Source organism: Enterobacter sp. ECC-219 (genome assembly GCF_043966805.1).
In the GTDB taxonomy this organism is placed as follows: Bacteria; Pseudomonadota; Gammaproteobacteria; order Enterobacterales; family Enterobacteriaceae; genus Enterobacter; species Enterobacter cloacae_N.
In genome coordinates this window covers 3,571,469-3,593,383 of sequence record NZ_CP143680.1, presented here as the reverse complement: position 1 = coordinate 3,593,383, position 21,915 = coordinate 3,571,469, and the positions used below count along the sequence as shown (strand labels likewise).

The following is a 21,915-nucleotide window of genomic DNA, read 5'->3' as shown; positions in this document are numbered from 1 at the left end:
AAACGAATTTTAATGCGCCGCAAGTATACCCGCTTGTAACAGCCATTGCGTACAGGGAACGAGAGTAATTTTGATGCACAGCAAACCAACAGCGGTAAGCACCAGCGTGTATGGCAGCGCCATCCAGACCATTCTCCCATAAGAAAGTCGTATGAGTGGCGCCAGTGCCGAGGTCAGCAGGAAAAGAAATGCCGCCTGGCCGTTCGGTGTTGCAACGGAGGGCAGATTTGTTCCGGTGTTGATGGCCACCGCCAGCAGTTCAAATTGCCCGGTGCTGACAATACCTTGCTCCATCGCCGCTTTGGCCTCATTGATGTACACCGTCCCGACAAAGACGTTATCGGAAATAGAGGACAACAGCCCGTTAAATAAATAGAACAGCGTAAGCTGCGAGTCCGGCGAGGCCTGGAGCACAAATGCGATAATCGGTGCGAACAGGTGTTGGTCAATAATCACCGCCACGACCGCAAAGAAGACTGCCAGCAGCGCGGTAAACGGCAGGGCTTCGGTAAAGGCTTTGCCGATAGCATGTTCGTCCGTTACCCCGCTAAAGGTGGTCGCAAGAATAATGACGGAGAGGCCAATCAACCCGACTTCGGCAAGATGCAACGCCAGCGCGGCGATAAGCCAGATGCCGATGATCCCCTGCGCAATCAGACGCAGCGTCTCCTGGCGCGTGCGCTGTTTGCGGCTCTGCTCGTCAAATTTATGCAGTTCGTTGCGGACCGGCTCAGGCAGCTGTGCGCCGTAGCCGAACAGCCTGAATTTTTCGACAAGAATGCAGGTTGCTAACCCGCAGACCAGCACAGGCACGCTGACGGGGGCCATGCGCAGGAAAAATTCGCCAAAATGCCATTCAGCCGCTTTCGCGATGATCAGGTTTTGCGGCTCGCCCACCATGGTCATCACGCCGCCCAGCGCCGTACCGACCCCCGCGTGCATCATCAGGCTGCGCAGAAATGCGCGGAACTGTTCCAGCACGTCGCGGTTATGCGCCTCGACGTGGCTATCGTCCTGCAAATCATCACTCGGGCGAGAGGAGGCCACGCGGTGATAAATGCCGTAAAATCCAACGGCGACGCTGATCACCACCGCGACGACGGTGAGCGCATCCAGGAAGGCCGACAGAAAGGCGGCGGCAAGGCAAAACGCCAGCGAGAGGATGGTTTTTGACGGAATGCTCAGCAGCAGGCGGGTGAAGATAAACAGCAGCAGCTGTTTCATAAAATAGATACCGGCCACCATAAAAATAAGCAGCAGGAGCACTTCAAGATTGGAGGCCAGTTCTGCTTTGACATGCTCTGCTGACGTCATGCCGATGACCACGGCCTCAAACGCCAGCAAACCGCCGGGCAGCAGGGGATAGCACTTCAGTGCCATTGCCAGGGTGAAGATAAACTCCGCCACCAGCAGCCACCCGGCGATAAACGGATCCACACTAAAAATGAGGGGATTAACGACCAGGAAAACCAGCAGTATCAGTTTGTTCCAGTCAGGAGAATGACCTAAAAAATTGCGCCAAAGCGCGCGCCCAAAAGAAATTTCCACAACAGACGTCCTTCCCGTCAAGTAATACAAAACATCAGTATACGCAAAAATCGCGGCCCGGAGGCGGATAAGACCGCATTGTAAATTTCACAAAAATGAAACGGCGATCCCCTTTTCTCACTTTGCCGCGCTACCTGCCGCTGCGCGCCTCTGGTATGATGAGTCCAATTTGCAAAAGCTGTGTAATGGAAATCTCACTATGGTCATTAAGGCGCAGAGCCCGGCGGGTTTCGCGGAAGAGTACATCATTGAAAGCATCTGGAATAATCGTTTCCCTGCGGGGTCCATTCTTCCGGCTGAACGCGAACTCTCTGAACTGATTGGCGTCACTCGCACCACGCTGCGTGAAGTGCTTCAGCGACTGGCGCGTGATGGATGGTTGACGATCCAGCACGGCAAGCCAACAAAGGTAAATAACTTCTGGGAAACCTCGGGGCTGAACATTCTTGAAACGCTGGCGCGCCTCGACCACGAAAGCGTGCCGCAGCTGATTGATAATCTGCTCTCCGTGCGCACCAACATCGCGACTATCTTTATTCGTACCGCTTTCCGTCAGCATCCGGAGGATGCGCTTGCGGTGCTGGCCAGCGCGAATGAAGTTGAAGATCATGCCGATGCCTTTGCCACCCTAGATTACAACGTGTTCCGCGGCCTGGCGTTTGCCTCCGGCAACCCGGTTTACGGCCTGATCCTCAACGGCATGAAAGGGCTCTATACCCGCATTGGTCGCCACTATTTTGCCAATCCTGAAGCCCGCAGCCTGGCGCTGGGCTTCTACCATAAGCTGAGCAAACTCTGCACCGAAGGCCTGCACGATCAGGTTTATGAAACCGTGCGCCGCTACGGCCACGACTCCGGCGAAATCTGGCACCGTATGCAGAAAACGCTGCCGGGCGATTTAGCGATTCAGACCCGCTAAAAGAAAAACCTCTCATACGAGAGGTTTTTTTCGTCGGGTGGCGGCTACGCCTTACCCGACCTACGGGGTTTGCAGGCCCGGTAAGCGCAGCGCCACCGGGCAAAAAAGCTGCACTACAGGGTATTCAACCGCGCCGGGCACCGATCCAGCAGCTCCACGCTGCCATCCTCATTCTGCTGCTCCAGCTGCACGTCAAAGCCCCACAGGCGGTGCACGTGCTTCAGCACCTCTTTACGTCCTTTATCGAGCGGCGCGCGGTTATGCGGGATATAGCGCAGCGTCAGGGAACGGTCGCCGCGCAGGTCCACGTTCCACACCTGAATATTGGGTTCAAGGTTGCTCAGGTTGTACTGGGAAGAGAGGCGAGAGCGGATCTCACGGTAGCCTTCCTCGTTGTGGATCGCCGAGATCTCCAGATAGTTGTTACGGTCATCGTCCAGCACGGTGAAGAAGCGGAAATCACGCATGATCTTCGGCGACATAAACTGGCTGATAAAGCTCTCATCCTTAAAGTCGCGCATCGCGAAATGCAGCGTTTCCAGCCAGTCAGAGCCGGCGATATCCGGGAACCAGTACTTGTCCTCTTCCGTCGGCGACTGGCAGATGCGTTTAATATCCTGGAACATCGCAAAGCCCAGCGCATACGGGTTAATCCCGCTGTACCACGGGCTGTTGTAGGGCGGCTGGAACACCACGTTAGTATGGCTGTGGAGAAATTCCATCATGAAACGCTCGGTGACTTTCCCTTCGTCATACAGGTGGTTGAGAATGGTGTAGTGCCAGAATGTCGCCCAGCCTTCATTCATCACCTGGGTCTGTTTCTGCGGATAGAAATACTGGCTCACCTTGCGCACGATGCGCAATATCTCACGCTGCCATGGCTCCAGCAGTGGGGCGTTCTTCTCCATAAAATAGAGCAGGTTTTCCTGCGGCTCGGACGGATAACGACGCGCTTCGGCGATCGTTTTTTCCTCCTCACGCTTCGGCAGGGTACGCCACAGCATGTTCACCTGGCTCTGCAGATACTCCTCGCGGCTTTTCTGCCGGGCTTTCTCCTCCTGCAGAGAGATTTTCTGCGGGCGTTTATAGCGGTCCACGCCGTAGTTCATTAGCGCGTGGCAGGAGTCGAGCAGCTTCTCCACCTCGTCCACGCCGTAGCGCTCTTCGCAGTCGGTAATGTATTTACGCGCGAAGATCAGGTAATCAACGATGGAGCTGGCGTCCGTCCAGCTGCGGAACAGGTAGTTATTTTTAAAGAAGGAATTATGCCCGTAGCAGGCGTGCGCCATCACCAGCGCCTGCATGGTAATGGTGTTCTCTTCCATCAGATAGGCGATACACGGATTGGAGTTAATGACGATCTCATACGCCAGCCCCTGCTGGCCGTGCTTATACAGCCGCTCCGTTTCAATGAATTTTTTACCAAACGACCAGTGCGGATAGTTGATCGGCATCCCGACGCTGGAGTAAGCGTCCATCATCTGTTCGGAGGTGATCACCTCAATCTGATGGGGATAGGTATCCAGGCGATACAGCTTTGCCACCCGGTCGATTTCGGCGAGGTAGACATCCAGCAGCTCGAAGGTCCAGTCGGGTCCATCGCTCAGACGTGTGTTGTCCTTGTTCAGGGAATCAATAGTAGCCATTAGCGCGCCCTCGTTGTGGGTGCTCTCTCTGTCTGGAGAGCCTCCTTTCAAGCATAGATCAACGTGTTAAAAAGCGTGCTGGCGCAGAAATTTTTTCTTTGCGATTTCTCGTTTTTGATACGGCAAAAAAAGGGTGCACATCAGCATTTTATGCTGGTTAAAAATAAAGCTCAGCAGGAGATCCCAAATTATCCCTGTCCCCTGATGCTGGGGGATGTGTGAGGTAAGTCACCATAAAAAAGTCATATGTTGAATAATATTTTCAACTAGGTTATCAATCTGTAATTAGATGATTGTTCTTTTGCTCATAATGGAGTGGCTATGCGTGTTGTCATACTGGGAAGTGGTGTCGTTGGCGTAACCAGCGCCTGGTATTTAAGTCAGGCGGGACATGAGGTTACCGTTATCGATCGTGAATCCGGCCCGGCGCTTGAAACCAGTGCGGCAAACGCCGGTCAAATCTCTCCCGGCTATGCGGCCCCGTGGGCTGCACCGGGCGTGCCGCTGAAGGCGATCAAATGGATGTTCCAGCGTCACGCGCCGCTGGCCATCAGCCTTGACGGCACGCAGTTCCAGCTGAAGTGGATGTGGCAGATGCTGCGCAACTGCGACACCCGCCATTACATGGAAAACAAAGGGCGTATGGTACGTCTGGCGGAATACAGTCGCGACTGCCTCAAAGCCCTGCGCGCCTCGACGGGTATCGAGTACGAAGGCCGTCAGGGCGGCACGCTGCAGCTGTTCCGCACCGAACAACAGTATGAAAACGCCACCCGCGATATCGCCGTGCTGGAAGATGCCGGCGTACCTTACCAGCTGCTGGAGGCCAGCCAGCTGGGTCAGGTTGAACCCGCGCTGGCCGAAGTGGCCCACAAGCTGACCGGCGGTCTGCGTCTGCCGAACGACGAAACCGGCGACTGTCAGCTCTTTACCCAGCGTCTGGCGCAGATGTGCGAGCAGGCAGGCGTGACGTTCCGCTTCAACACCTCTGTCGATAAATTGCTGTCGGAAGGCGAAAAAATTTACGGCGTGAAGTGCGGCGACGAGGTGATCAAGGCGGACGCCTACGTGATGGCGTTTGGCTCATACTCCACCGCCATGCTGAAAGGCATTCTTGATATTCCGGTCTACCCCCTGAAGGGCTACTCGCTGACCATCCCGGTGAAAGAGGAGAGTGGGGCGCCCGTGTCGACCATCCTGGATGAAACCTACAAAATCGCCATTACCCGCTTTGATAACCGTATTCGCGTCGGTGGCATGGCGGAGATTGTCGGCTTTAACACCGAACTGCTGCAGCCGCGTCGTGAAACGCTGGAGATGGTGGTGGGCGATCTCTTCCCGCGCGGTGGTTTTGTTGAGCAGGCGACGTTCTGGACCGGCCTGCGTCCGATGACGCCGGACGGCACCCCGATTGTCGGGCGCACGCCGTTCAAAAACCTGTGGACCAATACCGGACACGGTACGCTCGGCTGGACGATGGCCTGCGGATCGGGCCAACTGCTGAGCGACCTGATTTCCGGGCGCACGCCGGCAATTCCGTTTGACGATTTAAGTGCTGCGCGCTATCAATCAGGATTCACGCCAGCGCGTCCTCAGCACCTGCACGGCGCGCATAACTAAGGAGTTGTCATGTCCCGTCCTGTTCTGGCTCAGCTGGATCTGCAGGCCCTGAAGGAAAACCTGCAAATTGTTCGCCGGGCAGCACCTGGTTCGCGCGTCTGGTCGGTCGTCAAGGCGAACGCCTACGGCCACGGTATCGATCGTATCTGGAGCGCGCTCGGCGCGACCGACGGCTTTGCGTTACTCAATATCGAAGAGGCCATCCTGCTGCGCGAGCGCGGCTGGAAAGGGCCTGTTCTGCTGCTGGAGGGGTTCTTCCACGCGGACGATCTGCCGCTGCTGGATAAGTATCGCCTGACTACCAGCGTGCACAGCAACTGGCAGATTAAAGCCATTCAGGATGCGAAGCTCCACGCTCCGCTGGATATTTATCTCAAGGTAAACAGCGGCATGAACCGCCTGGGCTTCCAGCCCGAGCGGGTTCATACGGTCTGGCAGCAGTTGCGCGCCCTGAAAAACGTCGGCGAAATGACGCTGATGGCGCACTTTGCCGATGCGGAAAAACCGGACGGCATTGCGGATGCCATGGTCCGCATTGAGCAGGCGGCAGAAGGGCTCGATTGCCCGCGCTCGCTGTCAAACTCGGCGGCCACGCTGTGGCATCCTGAAGCTCACTATAACTGGGTACGTCCGGGGATCGTTCTGTACGGTGCGTCTCCTTCAGGGCAGTGGCAAGATATCGCCAACAGCGGCCTGAAGCCGGTTATGACCCTGCGCAGCGAGATCATCGGCGTGCAGACGCTGAAGACGGGCGACACGGTAGGCTACGGCAGCCGCTACCGGGCTAAGGGCGAGCAGCGTATCGGCATCGTCGCGGGCGGTTATGCCGACGGCTACCCGCGCATCGCGCCGACCGGTACGCCGGTCTGGGTGGATGGCGTTCGCACGGGCACGGTAGGGACGGTCTCAATGGATATGCTGGCGGTTGACCTCACGCCATGCCCGCAGGCAGGGATCGGTTCTCCGGTCGAGCTGTGGGGCAACGAAATCAAAATTGATGACGTGGCGGCCGCGGCGGGAACGGTTGGCTATGAACTGATGTGCGCGCTGGCGCCGAGGGTGCCGGTTGTGACGGTGTAACTTGTACGTGTGCCGGGTGACGTGAAGCCGCCACCCGGTAAAAAAATCGCTACTCCGCGTCCTCTTCCATCGGCCTCAAACCGACCTTCCGCACCGCGTTATCTTCTTTTTCGGCAACCGTCCAGATCATCCCGGCAAACTCAACCTGGTCACCCACGACCGGGGCAGCGCCAAGCCGCTGTTGGATGATTTCGCCCAGCGTTTGCGGGTTATCACTCTCTTCAGCTCCTTCATCCAGGCCATAAATCAGCGCCACATCCGCAAATTTGGCGCTGGCTTCCAGAATAAAGTCGCCGAAGAAGCGCTGATCCAGCGCCACGGGAGGCGACTGGCTGAACAGCTTGCCCAGCGCGGGCAGGTCGCGCTCGCGGCCAATCACGCAGAGAATATCCCCTTCGCGCAGGCGGGTGCTGCCGGTAGGGTGCAGCAGGACATTATCGCGGAACAGGGCGGCAATGCGCGTTTCGGCCGGCATATGCAGATCGCGCAGCGAGGCCCCCACGCACCATTTATCAGCGCTCAGCTGGTAGACGAACTGTTCCCACGGATTTTCCGGATGAATATCCAGCCCCACGCGGGAAACCGGCCAGCCCACGGGGGGCACCACCACTTTGGCTTTTTTTGCCGCCCACCCGAGCGAGGTTCCCTGGAACAGCAGGGAAATCAGCACCACGAAGAACGCCACGTTGAAAAACAGCCGCGCGTTATCCAGACCGGCCATCATCGGGAAGACCGCAAGAATAATCGGCACCGCGCCGCGCAGGCCTACCCAACTGATAAAGACGCGCTCGCGCAGGTTAAAGCCGCGAAACGGCAGCAGGCCCGCAAACACGGACAGCGGACGGGCGAAGAAGATCATCCACGCCGACAGCAGAAGCGCCGGAACGGCAATCGGCAGCAGGTCAGATGGCGTCACCAGCAGGCCCAGCACCAGGAACATGCCGATTTGCGCCAGCCAGGCCAGCCCGTCGAAGTTCTGCAAAATGGCGTGACGGTTACGAATAGGGCGGTTGCCCATCAGGAACCCGCAGAGGTAAACCGCAAGAATACCGCTGCCGTCCAGCGCGGTGGTGACGGCAAAAATCAGGATCCCACCGCTCAGCGCCAGCAGAGGGTAAAGCCCCGAGGGCAGCGAGATGCGGTTAATGGTCTGCTGTAACAGGTATCCCCCCGCCAGGCCGATGACAATCCCCAGCCCGAACTGCTGCAGGATATGTAAGGCAAACATCCAGCTCAGGCCCGTCTCGTGCTGTTGGATCATCTCTATCAGCGTGATGGTCAGGAACACCGCCATCGGATCGTTACTGCCGGATTCAATCTCAAGCGTTGAGCCAACGCGTTCGTTAAGCCCTTTACCGCCAAGCAGGGAAAAGACCGCCGCCGCATCGGTAGAGCCAACGATTGCGCCAATCAGCAAGCCTTCCATCAGATTGAGATGGAAAAGCCATGCGGCCATCATCCCGGTGAGGCCGGAGGTGATCAACACGCCGACGGTCGCCAGCGACAGCGCAGGCCCCAGGGCCACGCGGAAGGAGCTTGCCTGAGTGCGCATCCCGCCGTCGAGCAGGATCACCGCCAGCGCGAGGTTACTCACCATGTAGGCGAAGGGATAGTTATCGAAGGGGATACCGCCGATGCCGTCAACGCCGGCCAGCATGCCGATGGCAAGGAAAATAACAAGAATGGGTATGCCGAGACGCGATGAAAATGAACTTAATAAAATACTGCTGGTTACAAGTACAGAACCCAAAATGAAAAGGCTGATTATCGCTGCGGCATCCAATGTTCTCTTACTCCCACCTCAATGTTAACGCTGTTACTAAAACCCTAACATATTAACAACGGTAACAGCGTTTTATTAAGGGGGTTTTTTATGCTTTTATGACCGGATGACCGCCGATCGTTAACCGACTGCCCGAAACATCATGTGTAAGCGTCGCCTGCGCGCCCAGCGCAAGGGTAACGGTCTTCTGCTCATGGCCGAAATCCAGACCGGTGATAACCGGAATATCCAGCCGCGAGCGGATGAAGTCGACCATCGTTTCCAGGGAGTAGCCCGCGTCATAGTCATTCGGGGCTGAGCCGCTGAAGCTGCCCAGCACAATCGCGGACTGGCGATCGAGAATACCGGCATGATAAAGCTGCAATAACATGCGCTCGACGCGGAACGGATGTTCGTTGATATCTTCCAGCACCAGAATGCCGTCTTCGATTTGAGGCATCCACGGCGTGCCGATGAGCGAGACCAGCATCGCCAGGTTACCGCCCCACAGCTGGCCCTCACATTCCCAGTGCGGCCCATTCCCCTGCCACTCGACGCTGTAGGTGGGATTGCGCAGCGCGCGCCAGAAATGCTCCACGGTGAACGCGTCCAGTTCCGGCGCGCCGAAGTTACCGGCCAGCATCGGGCCGCTAAACGTAATGACGTTATGCTGCGCCAGCAGACCAAGCTGGATGGCGGTGAAATCGCTGTGGCCGCATATCAGCAGCGGATCCTGCTGCTGGCGCTGCGCCAGGCCCTGCCAGTCGATGCTCTCCAGCAGCCTGCTCGCACCGTAGCCGCCGCGCACCGCAAGGACTATTCGGTTTTCGCCCTTCAGGTTCACCAGACTATTGATATCATTCAGCCTCTGCGCTTCTGTTCCGGCAAAACGCTGCTGGCGGCGCGGGATAATTGTCTGATTTTCTACCTGGTGGCCGGATTCCAGTAAGCGCTGAACGCCCCGCTGCGCCGCGTCCTGGTTAATGCAATAGCCCGACGGCGCGATGAGATGAAACTGAGACATGGCAATTCCTTGCTGAATGAGAAACTAATTGTCTATATCATGCCGCGTATACGCTGCCAGCTTCAAGGGCGGCGCACCGCGATGACCGGCTATAAGGATAGATGACGTGAAATTGAGATGGTTTGCTTTTTTGATTGTTTTGCTGGCTGGCTGTAGTTCAAAACGTGATTATCAAAACCCGCCCTGGAACCCGGAAGTGCCGGTGAAACGGGCCATGCAGTGGATGCCGATCAGTGAACAAGCCGGAAAGGCCTGGGGCGTCAGCCCGCGTCTGATCACCGCCATTATTGCGGTGGAGTCCGGCGGCAATCCCACGCTTGTCAGCAAATCCAACGCGGTGGGTCTGATGCAGCTGAAAGCCTCAACGGCGGGGAGAGAGGTTTACCGCTATATGGGCTGGAGCGGACAGCCGTCGACCAGCGAGCTGAAGAACCCGGAACGTAACATCTCCATGGGGACCGCTTACCTGAGCATTCTGGAACATGGCGTGCTGAAGGGCATCGAGGATCCGGAAGTGATGCAATACGCGCTGGTGGTCTCGTACGTGAACGGCGCAGGGGCGCTGCTCAGAACCTTCTCCTCTGACCGTAAAGAGGCGATCGAGGAGATCAACGACATGGACAAAGATGAATTCGTCGAGCATGTGGCGAAAAATCATCCGGCACCGCAGGCGCCTCGCTATATCTGGAAAGTACAGAAAGCGATGGATGCCATGTAATGCCGCAAACGGGCGGCGCTCGCTGCCCGACTTCTCTCAAAGCACCTTATTCGCACGTTCCCGTGCTTCCCGCTCCAGCGAATAGATAATGCGCTGCAGCTCGCGCTCGGCGCCCGGACCGACGTTCAGAAAACGGAAGCTCAGCCGCGGCGAGGTAATCGTTTCATTTTTGCTGTCCACCACCGTGCGCTCGCTGATGGCAATCAGCTGTGCATCGAAATAAAAACGGCCCCAGCCCGCCATATCCAGTTCAATTTGCGTAAACCGCATGCCTTCTACCAGGCCCTCCGGTTTAGGGGTATCCATCAGCGCGCCCATTCCGCCCAGCGACAGGTCAAAGAGACGGAAGCGGATCTCTTTTTTGTCCGGCATTTTAGCCTTACAAAAATAGGCAGGATGAAGCGGGGCGCTGATGCGGAAATATTCACGACGCTGGACAAACCAGAGGTTGCCAGGAAGGGGGGTAACAAAAGCCGGGAGCCCCTGGTATTCACTCATTTCCAGTCGCAGGAGGACAAACTCCACTTTGGCCCCATGGGTTTCGGCCATGACGACGATATTCTCTGCTTTCAGCGCCGCGCGGTTTTCATACTCCTGGCTGCCCAGGTCAATAACCAGCCGCTCCTGCGAGACGTCAAGGATCTTGCTGATAAACTGATTATTCGACCAGCTGATGCGCAGCGGCACTTCGCCTTTTTGCAGGTCGCGTAATACCCCTAACACAGCCAGCGGATTTTGCTTGAGGAACTGCTCACTGTAATGACTCACGCCGGGTGGCTCCTTGATTGATGACGGACTGTCTTAGCGTTATCGGCAATCCATCCTCAAACTTAATACAAACCGGTGAGTTTTTTTGCCTGTTTAAGCAAAGATAAGTCGGTGAGCTGAAAATGGTTTTTCGGAGATGACCTATACTTAAGCTAGCTGTGCAGAAGGTTTTCTGCACATGCGTTTAATCTGCAAGAGGGCATTGCTATGGGTATCATCGCCTGGATTATCTTTGGCCTTATTGCTGGCGCTATCGCTAAACTGATCATGCCGGGAAACAATGGCGGCGGCTTTATTTTGACCTGCGTACTCGGGGTCGTTGGTGCGGTTGTAGGCGGCTGGCTGGCGACGATGTTTGGTTTTGGAGGCAACATAAGTGGTTTCGACCTGCACAGTTTTCTGGTCGCTGTCGTGGGTGCCATTGTGGTGCTGGGCATATTCAGGTTACTGCGACGAGCATAAATTGACGTAAATGGCTCTCTGCGGAGGGCCGTTTTTTTGCCTGAGTATTGATTTGTTAATCTAAATGATAATAATTGTCGTTCCGTATTGCATCTAACAACAAGACGACATTATGAACTCCTCACGTTTTACGTTATGCGCCCTGGCGGGTGCCGTCACGCTGGCACTGCAGGTCCAGGCTTTCGCCGAAGAATCCACCATTGTCGTCACGGGCTCAGAGCAGGGCAGCGCACTGCCGGCCTGGACGAACAGCGCCACAAAGTCGGCCGTTGCCGAAAGTAAAACGCCGCAGGTCATCAACACGCTCTCGGCGCCTGAAATTGAAAAGCGTCACGCGAACTCCGTGAACGAAATCCTGCGCTATGCTCCCGGCGTCTCGACCGAGGTGAGGGGTAACACCTCCTATATGAGCGAATACAAAATTCGTGGCTTTACCGTTGACCAGGAGTTCTACAACGGGCTGCAGTTGCCCTATAACGTCACCGGCAACACCAAGGCGCGCATCGATCCGTTGTTAATAGACAGCGTCGATATCCTGAAAGGGCCTTCATCGGTGCTTTACGGCGGCGCTTCGCCGGGCGGGCTGGTAAATATTCAAAGTAAAAAGCCGCAGCGGGAAGCCCGAACCGAGGTCGGTTTTAACACCGGGAACCGTAATCTGAAAGAAGGCTACCTCGATTCGACCGGACAAATAGCTGACAGCGACTGGAATTACCGTCTGCTGGGTAAGGCGACGGAGAATGAAGATCAGCCGCACACCAGCCGCTATGAAAATTACCTGGTCGCCCCGTCCGTCACCTGGCAACCCGACAGCAAAACCCGCCTCACGCTGGATGCGCTGGCGCAAAACTCCCCGAGCCTGACGCCGTCGAACCCGCTGCCGCTCGCTTATTTGCGCTCGAAATATGCCGATCGCCGGGATTACGCCGGCGATGAGTGGAGCGGGTTTAAGCAGCGCCAGTGGATGCTGGGCTACAGCTTCGAACACGAGTTCGACAGCGGCTGGGGCTTTAGCCAGAAAGCGCGCTATTTCGACGTCGATACCCACCAGAACAGCGTCTACGCGACGGGAACGGGGAGTGAGGTCTATCAGCTTAACCGCTTTGCCTATACCACCGATGAAGATCTTAAGAGCTTCAACATTGATAACCAGGTGACCAAAACCGTTGCGCTGGGCGACTGGAAACACCATCTGCTGGCCGGGTTTGACTATCAAAGGCTGAATTCCCATTTCCACTACCGTTACGCGTCCGCCACGCCGGGCATGGATATGCGTAATCCTGACTATTCGCAAATCCATGAAAGCGCGCTGGGACTCTACACCGCCCAGAAAAACCGCCTCAGCTATCAGCAGAACGGGTACTACCTGCAGGATCAGGTGGAATTTGGCGGCTTAAATCTGCTGGGCAGCCTGCGCTACGACGATTACCGCTCCGTCACCACCGATTACCTGCAAAACGGCGATAAGGCCTGGGTATCGCAGGATCGCGTCACCAAACGCCTGGGTGCGCTTTACGCATTCGATAACGGTATTTCGCCGTTTATCAGCTATTCAGAAGGTTTTGCACCGGTGTCGCCGCAGGGAACGCTCGTGGCGAAAGACGTCAAGCCAACCACCAGCAAGCAGGTGGAAGGCGGGGTAAAATATCTGCTGGCCGAGTACGCCACGACGTTTACCGCCTCGGTGTTTAACATCCGGCAGAAAAACGTTGTCACCTCCGATCCGGGCTTCCTGAACTACCGTCAGACTGGTGAAGTGGAATCCAAAGGCGCGGAGCTCTCCGCCATCAGCCGTCCGACGGATAACCTGACGCTGATTGCCAACTATGCGTACACCCACGCGATCAACCGGGAAGATGACAAGTACAAAGGTAAACGTCCAACGCAGGTCCCGGAGAATGCCTTCAACCTCTGGGGTGATTACACCTTTGAGAACACGCCGCTGAAAGGACTGATGCTGGGAGCGGGCGCACGCTACACCGGGCCGATGGAAATCTCTCCGGCAAACGATGCGGGTAAACTCGGGGGCACTACGCAGTACGATCTGGCGGCCTCGTACCGGATGGGCGAAATTCTGCCTTCGCTGGCAGGGCTAACGCTTAAAGCCAGCACGCAGAACATCACCAATAAAGAGACGTTGACCTGCTATGACGCGACCAACTGCTGGATTGGGCGTGACAGGACGTATCAGCTAGGGGCGAGTTACAGTTTCTAAGTAACGCCCTGTGAGTTCAAAATGTAGGCCGGGTAAGGCGAAGCCTCCACCCGGCAATACCCTTACTGCGCCGCAGCTTTCACCGGCGCAGCCTCATCGTTCGCCGCAGGCTGATTTTCCGGCACGCTGTCGCACGGTTTCTCTTTAGGACAAACCAGATCCAGCATTTTCAGCGTCACGCCGTTGCTCCAGCCGAACCCATCCTGCAGCGGGTACTCTCCACCGCCACCGCCGGTACCGGTAGAAGAGACATCATACTTCTCCACCAGCTTCTTCTCGCGGTCGTAAGTATGCTGAACGTTCTTCAGGAAGCGCCAGGTTACGTCCATCGCCACCTTGTTCTGCCCATAGTTCTGCAACCCTTCCGTTGCCACCCACTGTAGCGGCGCCCAGCCGTTTGGCGCATCCCACTGCTGGCCGCTGTTGATGGTAGTGGTGGTAATACCGCCCGGTTTCAACAGGCGCGCGGAGGTGGCCGCGGCGACTTTATCGGCACGATCCTGCGCCGCCGCCTTCACGTAAAGTGGGAAGAGGGCCGCTGCCGTGAGCTGGTTGCGCACCTTATTGCTCTTGAGATCGTAATCGGCGTACCAGCCCTCTTTATCATTCCACAGATGGCGCTCAATGGATTTCTGACGTGCGGTTGCCAGCGCTTCATATTTACTCGCCGCCGCGCTGTCCCCTGCCTCCTGGCTCGCTCGCGCAAGCAATTTTTCCATTTTAAACATCAGGGCGTTGAGATCGACGGGCACAATGCTGGTGGTGCGGATGGTGCCGAGCTTTTGCGGATCGTCCATCCAGCGGGAGCTAAAGTCCCAGCCAGAGGCGGCTGCGGAGCGCAAATCGCGGTAGATCTCCGTGGCGGGGCGGTTAGGATTACTCTTCGCCGTGGTGATATCGTCAAGCCAGGACTCCGGGCGCGGGGTATCGCGATCGTCCCAGTAGCGGTTGAGGACCGAACCGTCATCCAGCTTCACCACGCGCTGGCTAGTTTGCCCAGGCTGAAGGCTCTCTACGCCCTCCATCCAGTAGGCGTACTCTTTCTCCATCTGCGGACGATATTTCTTCAGTGCATCGTCGTCGTGGGTCGCCAGCAGCTCAACCATCAATGAGAAGAACGGCGGCTGGGAGCGGCTCAGGTAGTAGCTGCGGTTGCCATTGGGGATATGGCCGAAGGTATCAATTTCCCAGGCGAAGTTATCCACCATATCGCTGATTTTGTCCCAGTGGCCGCTCTCCGCCAGGCCCAGCATGGTGAAATAGCTGTCCCAGTAGTAGACCTCGCGGAAGCGCCCGCCGGGCACCACGTAAGGCTTCGGTAACGGCAGCAGGGAATCCCATTTGTTGCTGGCTTTATCCGTGGTGCGCGTCAGTACAGGCCAGAGGTCGTCAATGTGTTCACGTAAACTTTGTCCCGCAGGCGGCACATATTTTTCACCTTCCTCAGGCAGCGTGAAGTTCATCTCCACAAAGTGGCGCAGGTCAAAACTTGTCTGGGTGTGCTGCATCCGATAATCCGCCAGAATCTTCAGCGGGTCGCTTTTGGGAACGGCATCAGCGAAGGTTTTCTGATCGGGAAACAGTTTGGCACTCTGCACGTCATTAAACAGAGGGCCAAGCAAAATATCGGGTGAATTTTTCTGATAGGCTGGCTTTTCGTCGGCATAGCCCATCGTTGCCACACCGAGTAGCGCGCCTCCCAGCGCGAGGTGCAAAAGGGCAGGGCGTAAAGTACGGGGTCTTATCATCGGTTCGTCTCCTGTATTCCTGAGCAGCGTGACCGCTGTTATCAATCACCTGAAAACCTTAGACGAATATCGCCCGCTTCGCGTGTTGAATATCCCATTTTGCGCAGAACCAGACAATTTACCGCTTCGTCAGGCTTTACTGGATGGAAGGAGTTTGTTCTGAAAACGAAATTTAAAAAATTATTCCTTTATGAGACTGTCCTGATAGATAATAAACGCTTAGATTTTTTGCAATTTCATGATACGATGAGGATTATTAACTTTAAGGTTCAAAAAATGAACTTACCTGTCAATACTAAATCTCTTTCTTTAACTAATTATTCAAAAAAAGTAAAATCCTCATTCCTGGATATCACTTTTGTTATTGTTTTCTTTGTAATAGCATTTGCAGGCATTAATGATTCAGCATCTTTGCCGAACTATCTATATTACTTAATTCACTATATATGGATTGCCAGTCCGTTACCTTTAGCATATATCTCACTTCGTTTAATAAAACTGCCTTCATTAATCTCAGCTTATATTGTTTTTGTAACATTTAAATTATTGGAGTATATAAGTAACGTCAAGCTATCACTCACTGGTGAGGTGCTTTCCTGGAATGACTTAATTTCGCGTTCTAACATGTCTATTGCAAGCCATTATCTTACGCCATGGCCAATGTTTTTGCTTTTTTTGGTAATATCTTTTTGTGTGTTTTTATTCATTTTAAGCAAAGTGTTTTACACAACAAAGACAAATAAATTGTTACTCGCTGTTAGTTTTATTATGATGCTGCCATTCACATTTTATACTCATTTCAGCGCTCTTTTTGGAGAGGCAAATATTCTCTCGAGGGGGATGATTTTATTAGCCAAGGAAATGAATGTCACTTATAAATCATGGAATTGGCCAGAAAACCTCCGAGACAATGGTTTACCAATGCATATTGTGATGACTGGTTCACGCAAATCTGCACCTTTAGCTAACAAAAATAACAAAGAGAATTACGATCTTGAAAAGCAAGCGGGTAGTAAAAAATTGCCAAAACATAAAACTATTATATATGTGCTCTGTGAGTCATGCTGCTATGACAATACAAATTTCAAAGAAATCATAACTCCTATATTAAATGAAGGTTTTGTTACTTTTCGCGCGACGTCTCCAGTTTATGGTGGAGGTACTGCAAATGTTGAATTTGAAATGCTTACAGGACTACCAAGTAATTCGAGAGTTTTATCTGGCATAATTTATCAAGAATATGCATCACAGTTTAAATCGCATTCAGACTCCATTGCAAGTGTTTTAAAAGAAAAGGGGTTTATAACCTATGCTGCGCACAATTATTTAAAAGAATTTTGGCATAGAAATATTGTGTATAAGAAGTTTGGCTTTGAGCAATTTGATGGTCTCTATGAAATGTCTAATATAAAATTACCTGATCCAATTGCCGCAAGCAGGAAAGAATGGCAATGGCAACCCGATGATTACCTTCTTTATCAGTCAGCAATTGAACATTTAAAACATGCTGATGGGAAAGATATTTTCATGAACTTAATTACTATGTCCACACATGGCCCTTATCCTCATGAGAAAGATTCAGGAGAGTATGTATATACGTACGAGTTGAAACAAGCAGTTAGTCGCTTCGTTGATTTCTCTAAAGAAGTTCGTGAAATAGATCCTAATGCTGTTATTGTTCTTTATGGTGATCATAAACCAGCGTTGAATAAATTTTTTATGAACAGGAATGTTCTTCCTGCTAATCTTTTCAGCAAAACAGGCGATCGCGACGACGATTTTATATTTAAATGGGATATAAATCCGACCGAATATGGAGATGTGCCTGTTTTTGTAGCAGCAGGAAACGATGAGAATTTAGAAGAATTAGCGGTGGCGGCTAACCATCAACCATATTTTTGTGTATCCTCTCTAATAGATAAATACTTACTTGATTCCGGACTACCAAGTTTCAGTTACAATATTAAAAATCAATGTTATAACAAAAATGAGTCATATGAGAATAAAATCAATTTAATGCCATCATGGATATATTCAATGGCTTTATTCGAAGACGGTGAATAATGATGTTTAATGTTCAAATAAAAATTCAATATGCTATTTTATGATAAAAACACTACAGGCGGCAAATGGCAGAAAAGATAGTATCCCTGTAACATCCGGACGGCTTTAACAGTCCATGAACGTTGATTAAAAGTTGTATGATTAAATCAATGACAGCGGATACAGTGGGTGTTCTTCAGGCGGGCAAAGTCGGTAGTAAAACTCTACATCTGCCCCTACAAAGACTACGAAGCGGGCTGGCGAAAACACCTCTACAGAGTCGTTGAAATGAACGATTTTACAAATTCTGTTAAGAGGAATCAGATACCACTAGAGCAGTGGACCTTTAAGGTCCACTGCTGGGTGGTCGAGAAGTAGCACAGTTGAATGTATGGCCTTCGGAGGCTTCAGATCTGATAGGAATAGAAGTCAGAAAACGGTAAAACATGTTGCATTTCGCCTGTGGTGTTATTGCCTTCAATAAAGAATTAAAGAAATATGTTCTAATTAATTATATATGTCACGTTATAATATTGATGCGATTAATGAAATAAGAGTGTGAAGTGGATTGCCTTTCTTCTCTTCCTCGCGAAAAATTCTCTCTGTACCGATCACACAAGTTAAAATTCATAATTCACTTATCAAAAAACATAATAGCACCCCAGTGGGTATTTGGTCGAAATGGCGATGCTCAATATTTGTGTATTCACTTTTATAATCAGGATGGATTCTATGAAATTAAAAAAAACGGTAATACTGATAAGTGCATTCTATTCCGGCGCGCTTTTCGCGGCACAACCCGCGACGAACGTGGAAGAAAAGTTGGCGCAACTGGAAGCGCAAATTCAGGCGCTTAAACAGCAGCAGGCGGCCGCCGCGCAGGCAGCATCCGCCGTTGTTGTGCGGTCGGAAGAGCCGGTGAGCAAAGCCGAACCGCCAAAGCTGACGCTTTCAGGGTATGGTGATATTAAATTTTATGGCGACGTCGAGTTTAATATGGATGCCGCGAGTAAGACCGGCAGTCTGACTTCTGTTAGGCAAAGCGCTAATAGCGACTGGGCACCAGGAGATAAAGAACGCTGGGATATTAACGGACGTATTTTATTAGGCTTTGATGGTTATCGTAAAATGGAAAACGGCAATTTTGCCGGATTTTCTGTTCAGCCCCTCGGCGATCTCGTCGGGAAAATGTACCTCGATGATGCGGTATTCTTCTTTGGTTCTGAGAACGACTGGGAAATTAAAGTCGGACGCTTCGAAGCGTACGATATGTTCCCGCTCAATCAGGATACCTTTGTGGAATACTCAGGAAATACCGCAGACGATCTCTACAGCGATGGCTACGGTTATATCTATATGCTGAAAGAGGGCCGCGGGCGAACCGACAGCGGGGGCAACTTCCTGATGAGCAAGACGCTGGATAACTGGTATTTTGAGCTGAATACCCTGTTTAAAGACGGCAGCGATTTGTATGTCGACCAGCGTTATCACGGCGCAGAACTTGAGAACGATAAAAATGTGGCCTACGTGCGCCCGGTCATCTCGTGGCAGGACGGGCCGTTTTCCACCGCGGTCGCCATGGAGACCAACCTGGTGAACAACGCATACGGCTATCGCGACGACGCAGGGCGCTGGGTCGATCAATCCGACCGTACCGGCTACGGGTTTACTATGACCTGGGACGGGCTCAAAACCGATCCGCAGGACGGGGTGGTTATAAACCTCAACACGGCTTACCTGGACGCGACGGGCGAAACCGACTTTACCTCAGGCATCAATGCCCTCTGGCATAATTTTGAGCTGGGTTATATCTACGCCCATAACGAAATCGACGAATTCAATACCTCGACGTTTGACGCAGAGTGTGAGAACGACTGCTGGATCTCTGACCCGGGCGAGTATGACATTCATACCATCCATACGTCGTACCTGATCCCGAACGTCATGAAGATGAAAAACTTCAACATCTATCTGGGCGCGTATGCCTCCTGGGTCAACGCTTCCCCGAAAGAGGGTGATAATAAAAACGACGACCGCTACGGTGGCCGCGTGCGCTTTAAATACTATTTCTGATGCCAGCCTGCCGGTCAGACCTCTTCCGGGGTCTGGCTGGCTTCCCGCAGCGTGCCCGGCGCATGGCCAATGATGCGCTTAAAGGCCCGGCTAAACGCTGCCAGCGATCCGTAACCCAGCCTGAGTGCGACCGTTTCAATCGGCTGGTTTTCGTGGCGAATGTACTGAATCGCCAGTCGCATTCTCAGTTCGCTGAGATACTTTGCCGGGGTGGTCCCCGTCGCGGCCAGAAACCGTTCGGCAAACACGGAGCGGGAGGTGCCCGCTTCTTTTGCCAGTTCCGCCACGCTCCAGTTCAGGCCAGGCTGCTGGTGCATGGCGTAAATGGCCCTGCTCAGCCGCGGGTCGCGTAAGACCTGCACCCAGCCGGTGGCTTTCCCGCAACCAGCCTCAACCCAGCCGCGGACGATCAGCGCCGCCACCACGTCAGCCAGCCGGGCGAGGATCCCGGCAAACCCGACCTGTCGTGTCATTGACTCGCGCTCCATGGCCGCCAGCAGCGGATGGATTTCCGGCCAGGTGGACATCAGCCGACTGACCATCATCACTTCCGGCATTGCTTTAATCAGCGGCTGCATCCCGCCGAGCTCAAAATCCATACACCCGCTAAAGATGATGGTGTTCTCGTTCTCCGGACAGGGCTCGCAGGTAATCGCACAGACCGAGCCGCAGATAGGCTCGCTGGGAAAGGCGTTCACCGGGGTAATGGCTGCCTGCGCGTCAGAGAGCAGGGCATGAGAATTACCGCCAGGAATAAACAGCGCGTCGCCGCTGCTCAGTTCAAACGTTGCGCCGCTGTCCATTCGGAGCAGGGCACTTCCGTGGCTCACAAAATGGAACTGCGCCTTACCGGGTGCCTGGTGGAACGCCACGCCAAACGGCGCGCTGGCTTCAATCCGCCGGTATTTCACGCCCGACAGGCGCATGCCGCGTAAAAGTTCGCTGATCAAATCGGGGGACTGTACGGTCATGGCGCAACTCCGGACGAATAATCAATAAGTGGAGATTATATGTCATAGATCGTCCACGGTGAACCCTCTATGCTTTTGCGACAGTTGTCACATTTTTATAACGGGAGAATAACAGATGAATTCATGTGTCGCGGCGAGAGAGGCCGTTGCGCCTGCCAGACCCGCCTGGCGGGCCGTCTATTCACTGGGGCTGGGCGTGTTTGGTTTGATAACGGCAGAGTTCCTGCCGGCCAGTTTGCTGACGCCGATGGCCGCGAGCCTGGGCGTCAGTGAGGGCATGGCCGGGCAGGCCGTCACAGCCACCGCGCTGGTGGCGCTGGTCACCGGCCTGCTGATCGCCCCGGCGACCAAAAATATCGACCGTCGCTGGGTATTGATGTTTTTCTCCGTGCTGCAAATCATCTCCAGCCTGCTGGTGGCCTTTGCGCCCACGCTGCACGTCCTCCTGATGGGGCGCCTGCTGTTAGGGGTCGCCATCGGTGGGTTCTGGGCGATGTCGACGGCCACGACGATGCGTCTGGTTCCGGCGGATAAGGTGCCGAAAGCGCTGGCGGTGATCTTTTCCAGCGTGTCGATTGCCACCGTGGTTGCGGCCCCGCTGGGGAGCTATCTGGGCAGCCTGATTGGCTGGCGCAACGTCTTTGTGCTCTGCATTCTGCCGAGCATGCTGGCGCTGCTGTGGCAGATCTGGGTACTGCCGTCCATGAAGCCGGAGAGCAGCGGTAGCCTGAGCACGTTGTTCCGCGTGCTGCGTCGTCCGGGGATGATCGGCGGCATGCTGGCCACTATTCTGATCTTCAGCGGCCATTTCGCCTTCTTTACCTACCTGCGCCCGTTCCTGGAAACGGTGGGGCAGGCGAACGTTGAGACCATTTCACTGATCCTGCTGGGCTTTGGGCTGGCGAACTTTGTCGGCACTTCCGTTGCCGGGCACCTGCTGGCACGTAATCTGCGCCTGACGCTGGCGCTGGTGCCTTTCGCCATGGGCATACTGGCGCTGGCGATGGTGGCGTTTGGCCATCTGGCGATGCTGGACGGGTTCCTGGTGGCGCTGTGGGGCTTTGCGTTTGGTCTGGTTCCGGTAGGCTGGTCAACCTGGCTTGCTACCACCGTTCCGGATGAAGCCGAAAGTGCAGGAGGGCTGCTGGTGGCCTCAATTCAGCTGGCAATCAGTGCCGGTGCGGCCGTGGGCGGAGCGGTATTTGACCTTAACGGTGCCAGCGGAGTATTCGCCGGAAGCGGGTTGCTGCTGGTGACGGCGATGGTGGTTGTGTTGATGGGCGTGAAGGTCAAAGCGGAGTAATTTATTTGCCGGGTG

At 54.1% G+C, this 21,915-nt stretch carries 16 protein-coding genes; 9 read left to right on the top strand and 7 right to left on the bottom strand.

The annotated features are described in order from the left end of the window. Window positions 1-9: 9 nt before the first annotated feature. Entirely contained in the window at window positions 10-1,548 is a 1,539-nt protein-coding gene (gene nhaB, locus V1603_RS17025; protein WP_395313006.1) for a sodium/proton antiporter NhaB, read from the bottom strand. Window positions 1,549-1,747: 199 nt separating this feature from the next. Here nhaB and fadR point away from each other — a divergent pair, with 199 nt between their 5' ends. Further along, the gene (gene fadR / locus V1603_RS17020; protein ID WP_023336056.1) at window positions 1,748-2,467 is read left to right on the top strand and encodes a fatty acid metabolism transcriptional regulator FadR; all 720 of its coding nucleotides are present in this window, start codon (window positions 1,748-1,750) and stop codon (window positions 2,465-2,467) included. Between the two features lie 113 nt (window positions 2,468-2,580). Here fadR and V1603_RS17015 read toward each other — a convergent pair whose 3' ends face one another. After that, window positions 2,581-4,113, bottom strand: coding sequence for a SpoVR family protein (locus V1603_RS17015; RefSeq protein ID WP_100170101.1), 1,533 nt, complete (start codon window positions 4,111-4,113; stop codon window positions 2,581-2,583). Window positions 4,114-4,434: 321 nt separating this feature from the next. On the opposite strand from V1603_RS17015, the gene V1603_RS17010 reads away from it, so the two are divergent. Both V1603_RS17010 and dadX read left to right on the top strand, forming a co-directional pair. Next, window positions 4,435-5,733 carry a D-amino acid dehydrogenase gene (locus V1603_RS17010; protein WP_163329894.1) on the top strand — a complete coding sequence of 433 codons (1,299 nt, stop codon included), beginning with the start codon at window positions 4,435-4,437 and terminating at the stop codon, window positions 5,731-5,733. A gap of 9 nt (window positions 5,734-5,742) precedes the next feature. Next, window positions 5,743-6,813, top strand: a complete 1,071-nt coding sequence (dadX, locus tag V1603_RS17005) for a catabolic alanine racemase DadX (RefSeq protein ID WP_163329895.1) — start codon at window positions 5,743-5,745, stop codon at window positions 6,811-6,813. 49 nt (window positions 6,814-6,862) lie between these two features. On the opposite strand, the gene V1603_RS17000 is transcribed toward dadX, so the two are convergent. Together V1603_RS17000 and ldcA are read right to left on the bottom strand one after the other, a co-directional pair. Continuing rightward, a complete protein-coding gene (locus V1603_RS17000) occupies window positions 6,863-8,596 on the bottom strand; it encodes a potassium/proton antiporter (RefSeq protein WP_395313005.1) in 1,734 nt (577 codons plus the stop codon). An 88-nt stretch (window positions 8,597-8,684) separates the two neighbouring features. After that, window positions 8,685-9,599, bottom strand: a complete 915-nt coding sequence (gene ldcA / locus V1603_RS16995) for a muramoyltetrapeptide carboxypeptidase (protein ID WP_163329897.1) — start codon at window positions 9,597-9,599, stop codon at window positions 8,685-8,687. Between the two features lie 106 nt (window positions 9,600-9,705). On the opposite strand from ldcA, the gene emtA reads away from it, so the two are divergent. Further along, complete coding sequence (emtA, locus tag V1603_RS16990; RefSeq protein ID WP_116339290.1) at window positions 9,706-10,317, top strand: membrane-bound lytic murein transglycosylase EmtA; 612 nt, start codon at window positions 9,706-9,708, stop codon at window positions 10,315-10,317. Between the two features lie 36 nt (window positions 10,318-10,353). On the opposite strand, the gene V1603_RS16985 is transcribed toward emtA, so the two are convergent. After that, window positions 10,354-11,085, bottom strand: coding sequence for a flagellar brake protein (locus V1603_RS16985; protein WP_116339292.1), 732 nt, complete (start codon window positions 11,083-11,085; stop codon window positions 10,354-10,356). Window positions 11,086-11,292: 207 nt separating this feature from the next. Between V1603_RS16985 and V1603_RS16980 the strand changes: the two genes are divergently transcribed. Next, window positions 11,293-11,547, top strand: coding sequence for a GlsB/YeaQ/YmgE family stress response membrane protein (locus tag V1603_RS16980; protein WP_395313004.1), 255 nt, complete (start codon window positions 11,293-11,295; stop codon window positions 11,545-11,547). 112 nt (window positions 11,548-11,659) lie between these two features. Further along, window positions 11,660-13,762: a TonB-dependent siderophore receptor gene (locus V1603_RS16975; protein ID WP_395313003.1), complete on the top strand. Its 2,103-nt coding sequence runs from the start codon at window positions 11,660-11,662 to the stop codon at window positions 13,760-13,762. A 62-nt stretch (window positions 13,763-13,824) separates the two neighbouring features. Here V1603_RS16975 and V1603_RS16970 read toward each other — a convergent pair whose 3' ends face one another. Further along, complete coding sequence (locus V1603_RS16970) at window positions 13,825-15,510, bottom strand: alpha,alpha-trehalase (protein WP_395313002.1); 1,686 nt, start codon at window positions 15,508-15,510, stop codon at window positions 13,825-13,827. Between the two features lie 276 nt (window positions 15,511-15,786). Between V1603_RS16970 and V1603_RS16965 the strand changes: the two genes are divergently transcribed. Further along, entirely contained in the window at window positions 15,787-17,574 is a 1,788-nt protein-coding gene (locus tag V1603_RS16965) for an LTA synthase family protein (RefSeq protein ID WP_395313001.1), read from the top strand. Between the two features lie 711 nt (window positions 17,575-18,285). Then, window positions 18,286-19,626 (top strand): carbohydrate porin, encoded by a 1,341-nt coding sequence (locus tag V1603_RS16960; protein WP_395313000.1) that lies wholly within the window; start codon window positions 18,286-18,288, stop codon window positions 19,624-19,626. Between the two features lie 14 nt (window positions 19,627-19,640). On the opposite strand, the gene V1603_RS16955 is transcribed toward V1603_RS16960, so the two are convergent. Further along, a complete protein-coding gene (locus tag V1603_RS16955; protein ID WP_302218043.1) occupies window positions 19,641-20,597 on the bottom strand; it encodes an AraC family transcriptional regulator in 957 nt (318 codons plus the stop codon). Between the two features lie 115 nt (window positions 20,598-20,712). Between V1603_RS16955 and V1603_RS16950 the strand changes: the two genes are divergently transcribed. Continuing rightward, window positions 20,713-21,900, top strand: coding sequence for an MFS transporter (locus tag V1603_RS16950; protein ID WP_116339302.1), 1,188 nt, complete (start codon window positions 20,713-20,715; stop codon window positions 21,898-21,900). The last annotated feature ends 15 nt before the right edge of the window (window positions 21,901-21,915 follow it).

Bases quoted from the DNA above. Each gene is read 5' to 3' on its own strand.
- fadR (WP_023336056.1), top strand. From the start codon at position 1,748: ATGGTCATTAAGGCGCAGAGCCCGGCGGGTTTCGCGGAAGAGTACATC.
- V1603_RS17015 (WP_100170101.1), bottom strand. From the start codon at position 4,113: ATGGCTACTATTGATTCCCTGAACAAGGACAACACACGTCTGAGCGAT.
- V1603_RS17010 (WP_163329894.1), top strand. From the start codon at position 4,435: ATGCGTGTTGTCATACTGGGAAGTGGTGTCGTTGGCGTAACCAGCGCC.
- dadX (WP_163329895.1), top strand. From the start codon at position 5,743: ATGTCCCGTCCTGTTCTGGCTCAGCTGGATCTGCAGGCCCTGAAGGAA.
- ldcA (WP_163329897.1), bottom strand. From the start codon at position 9,599: ATGTCTCAGTTTCATCTCATCGCGCCGTCGGGCTATTGCATTAACCAG.
- V1603_RS16980 (WP_395313004.1), top strand. From the start codon at position 11,293: ATGGGTATCATCGCCTGGATTATCTTTGGCCTTATTGCTGGCGCTATC.
- V1603_RS16975 (WP_395313003.1), top strand. From the start codon at position 11,660: ATGAACTCCTCACGTTTTACGTTATGCGCCCTGGCGGGTGCCGTCACG.
- V1603_RS16970 (WP_395313002.1), bottom strand. From the start codon at position 15,510: ATGATAAGACCCCGTACTTTACGCCCTGCCCTTTTGCACCTCGCGCTG.
- V1603_RS16965 (WP_395313001.1), top strand. From the start codon at position 15,787: ATGAACTTACCTGTCAATACTAAATCTCTTTCTTTAACTAATTATTCA.
- V1603_RS16960 (WP_395313000.1), top strand. From the start codon at position 18,286: ATGAAATTAAAAAAAACGGTAATACTGATAAGTGCATTCTATTCCGGC.
- V1603_RS16955 (WP_302218043.1), bottom strand. From the start codon at position 20,597: ATGACCGTACAGTCCCCCGATTTGATCAGCGAACTTTTACGCGGCATG.
- V1603_RS16950 (WP_116339302.1), top strand. From the start codon at position 20,713: ATGAATTCATGTGTCGCGGCGAGAGAGGCCGTTGCGCCTGCCAGACCC.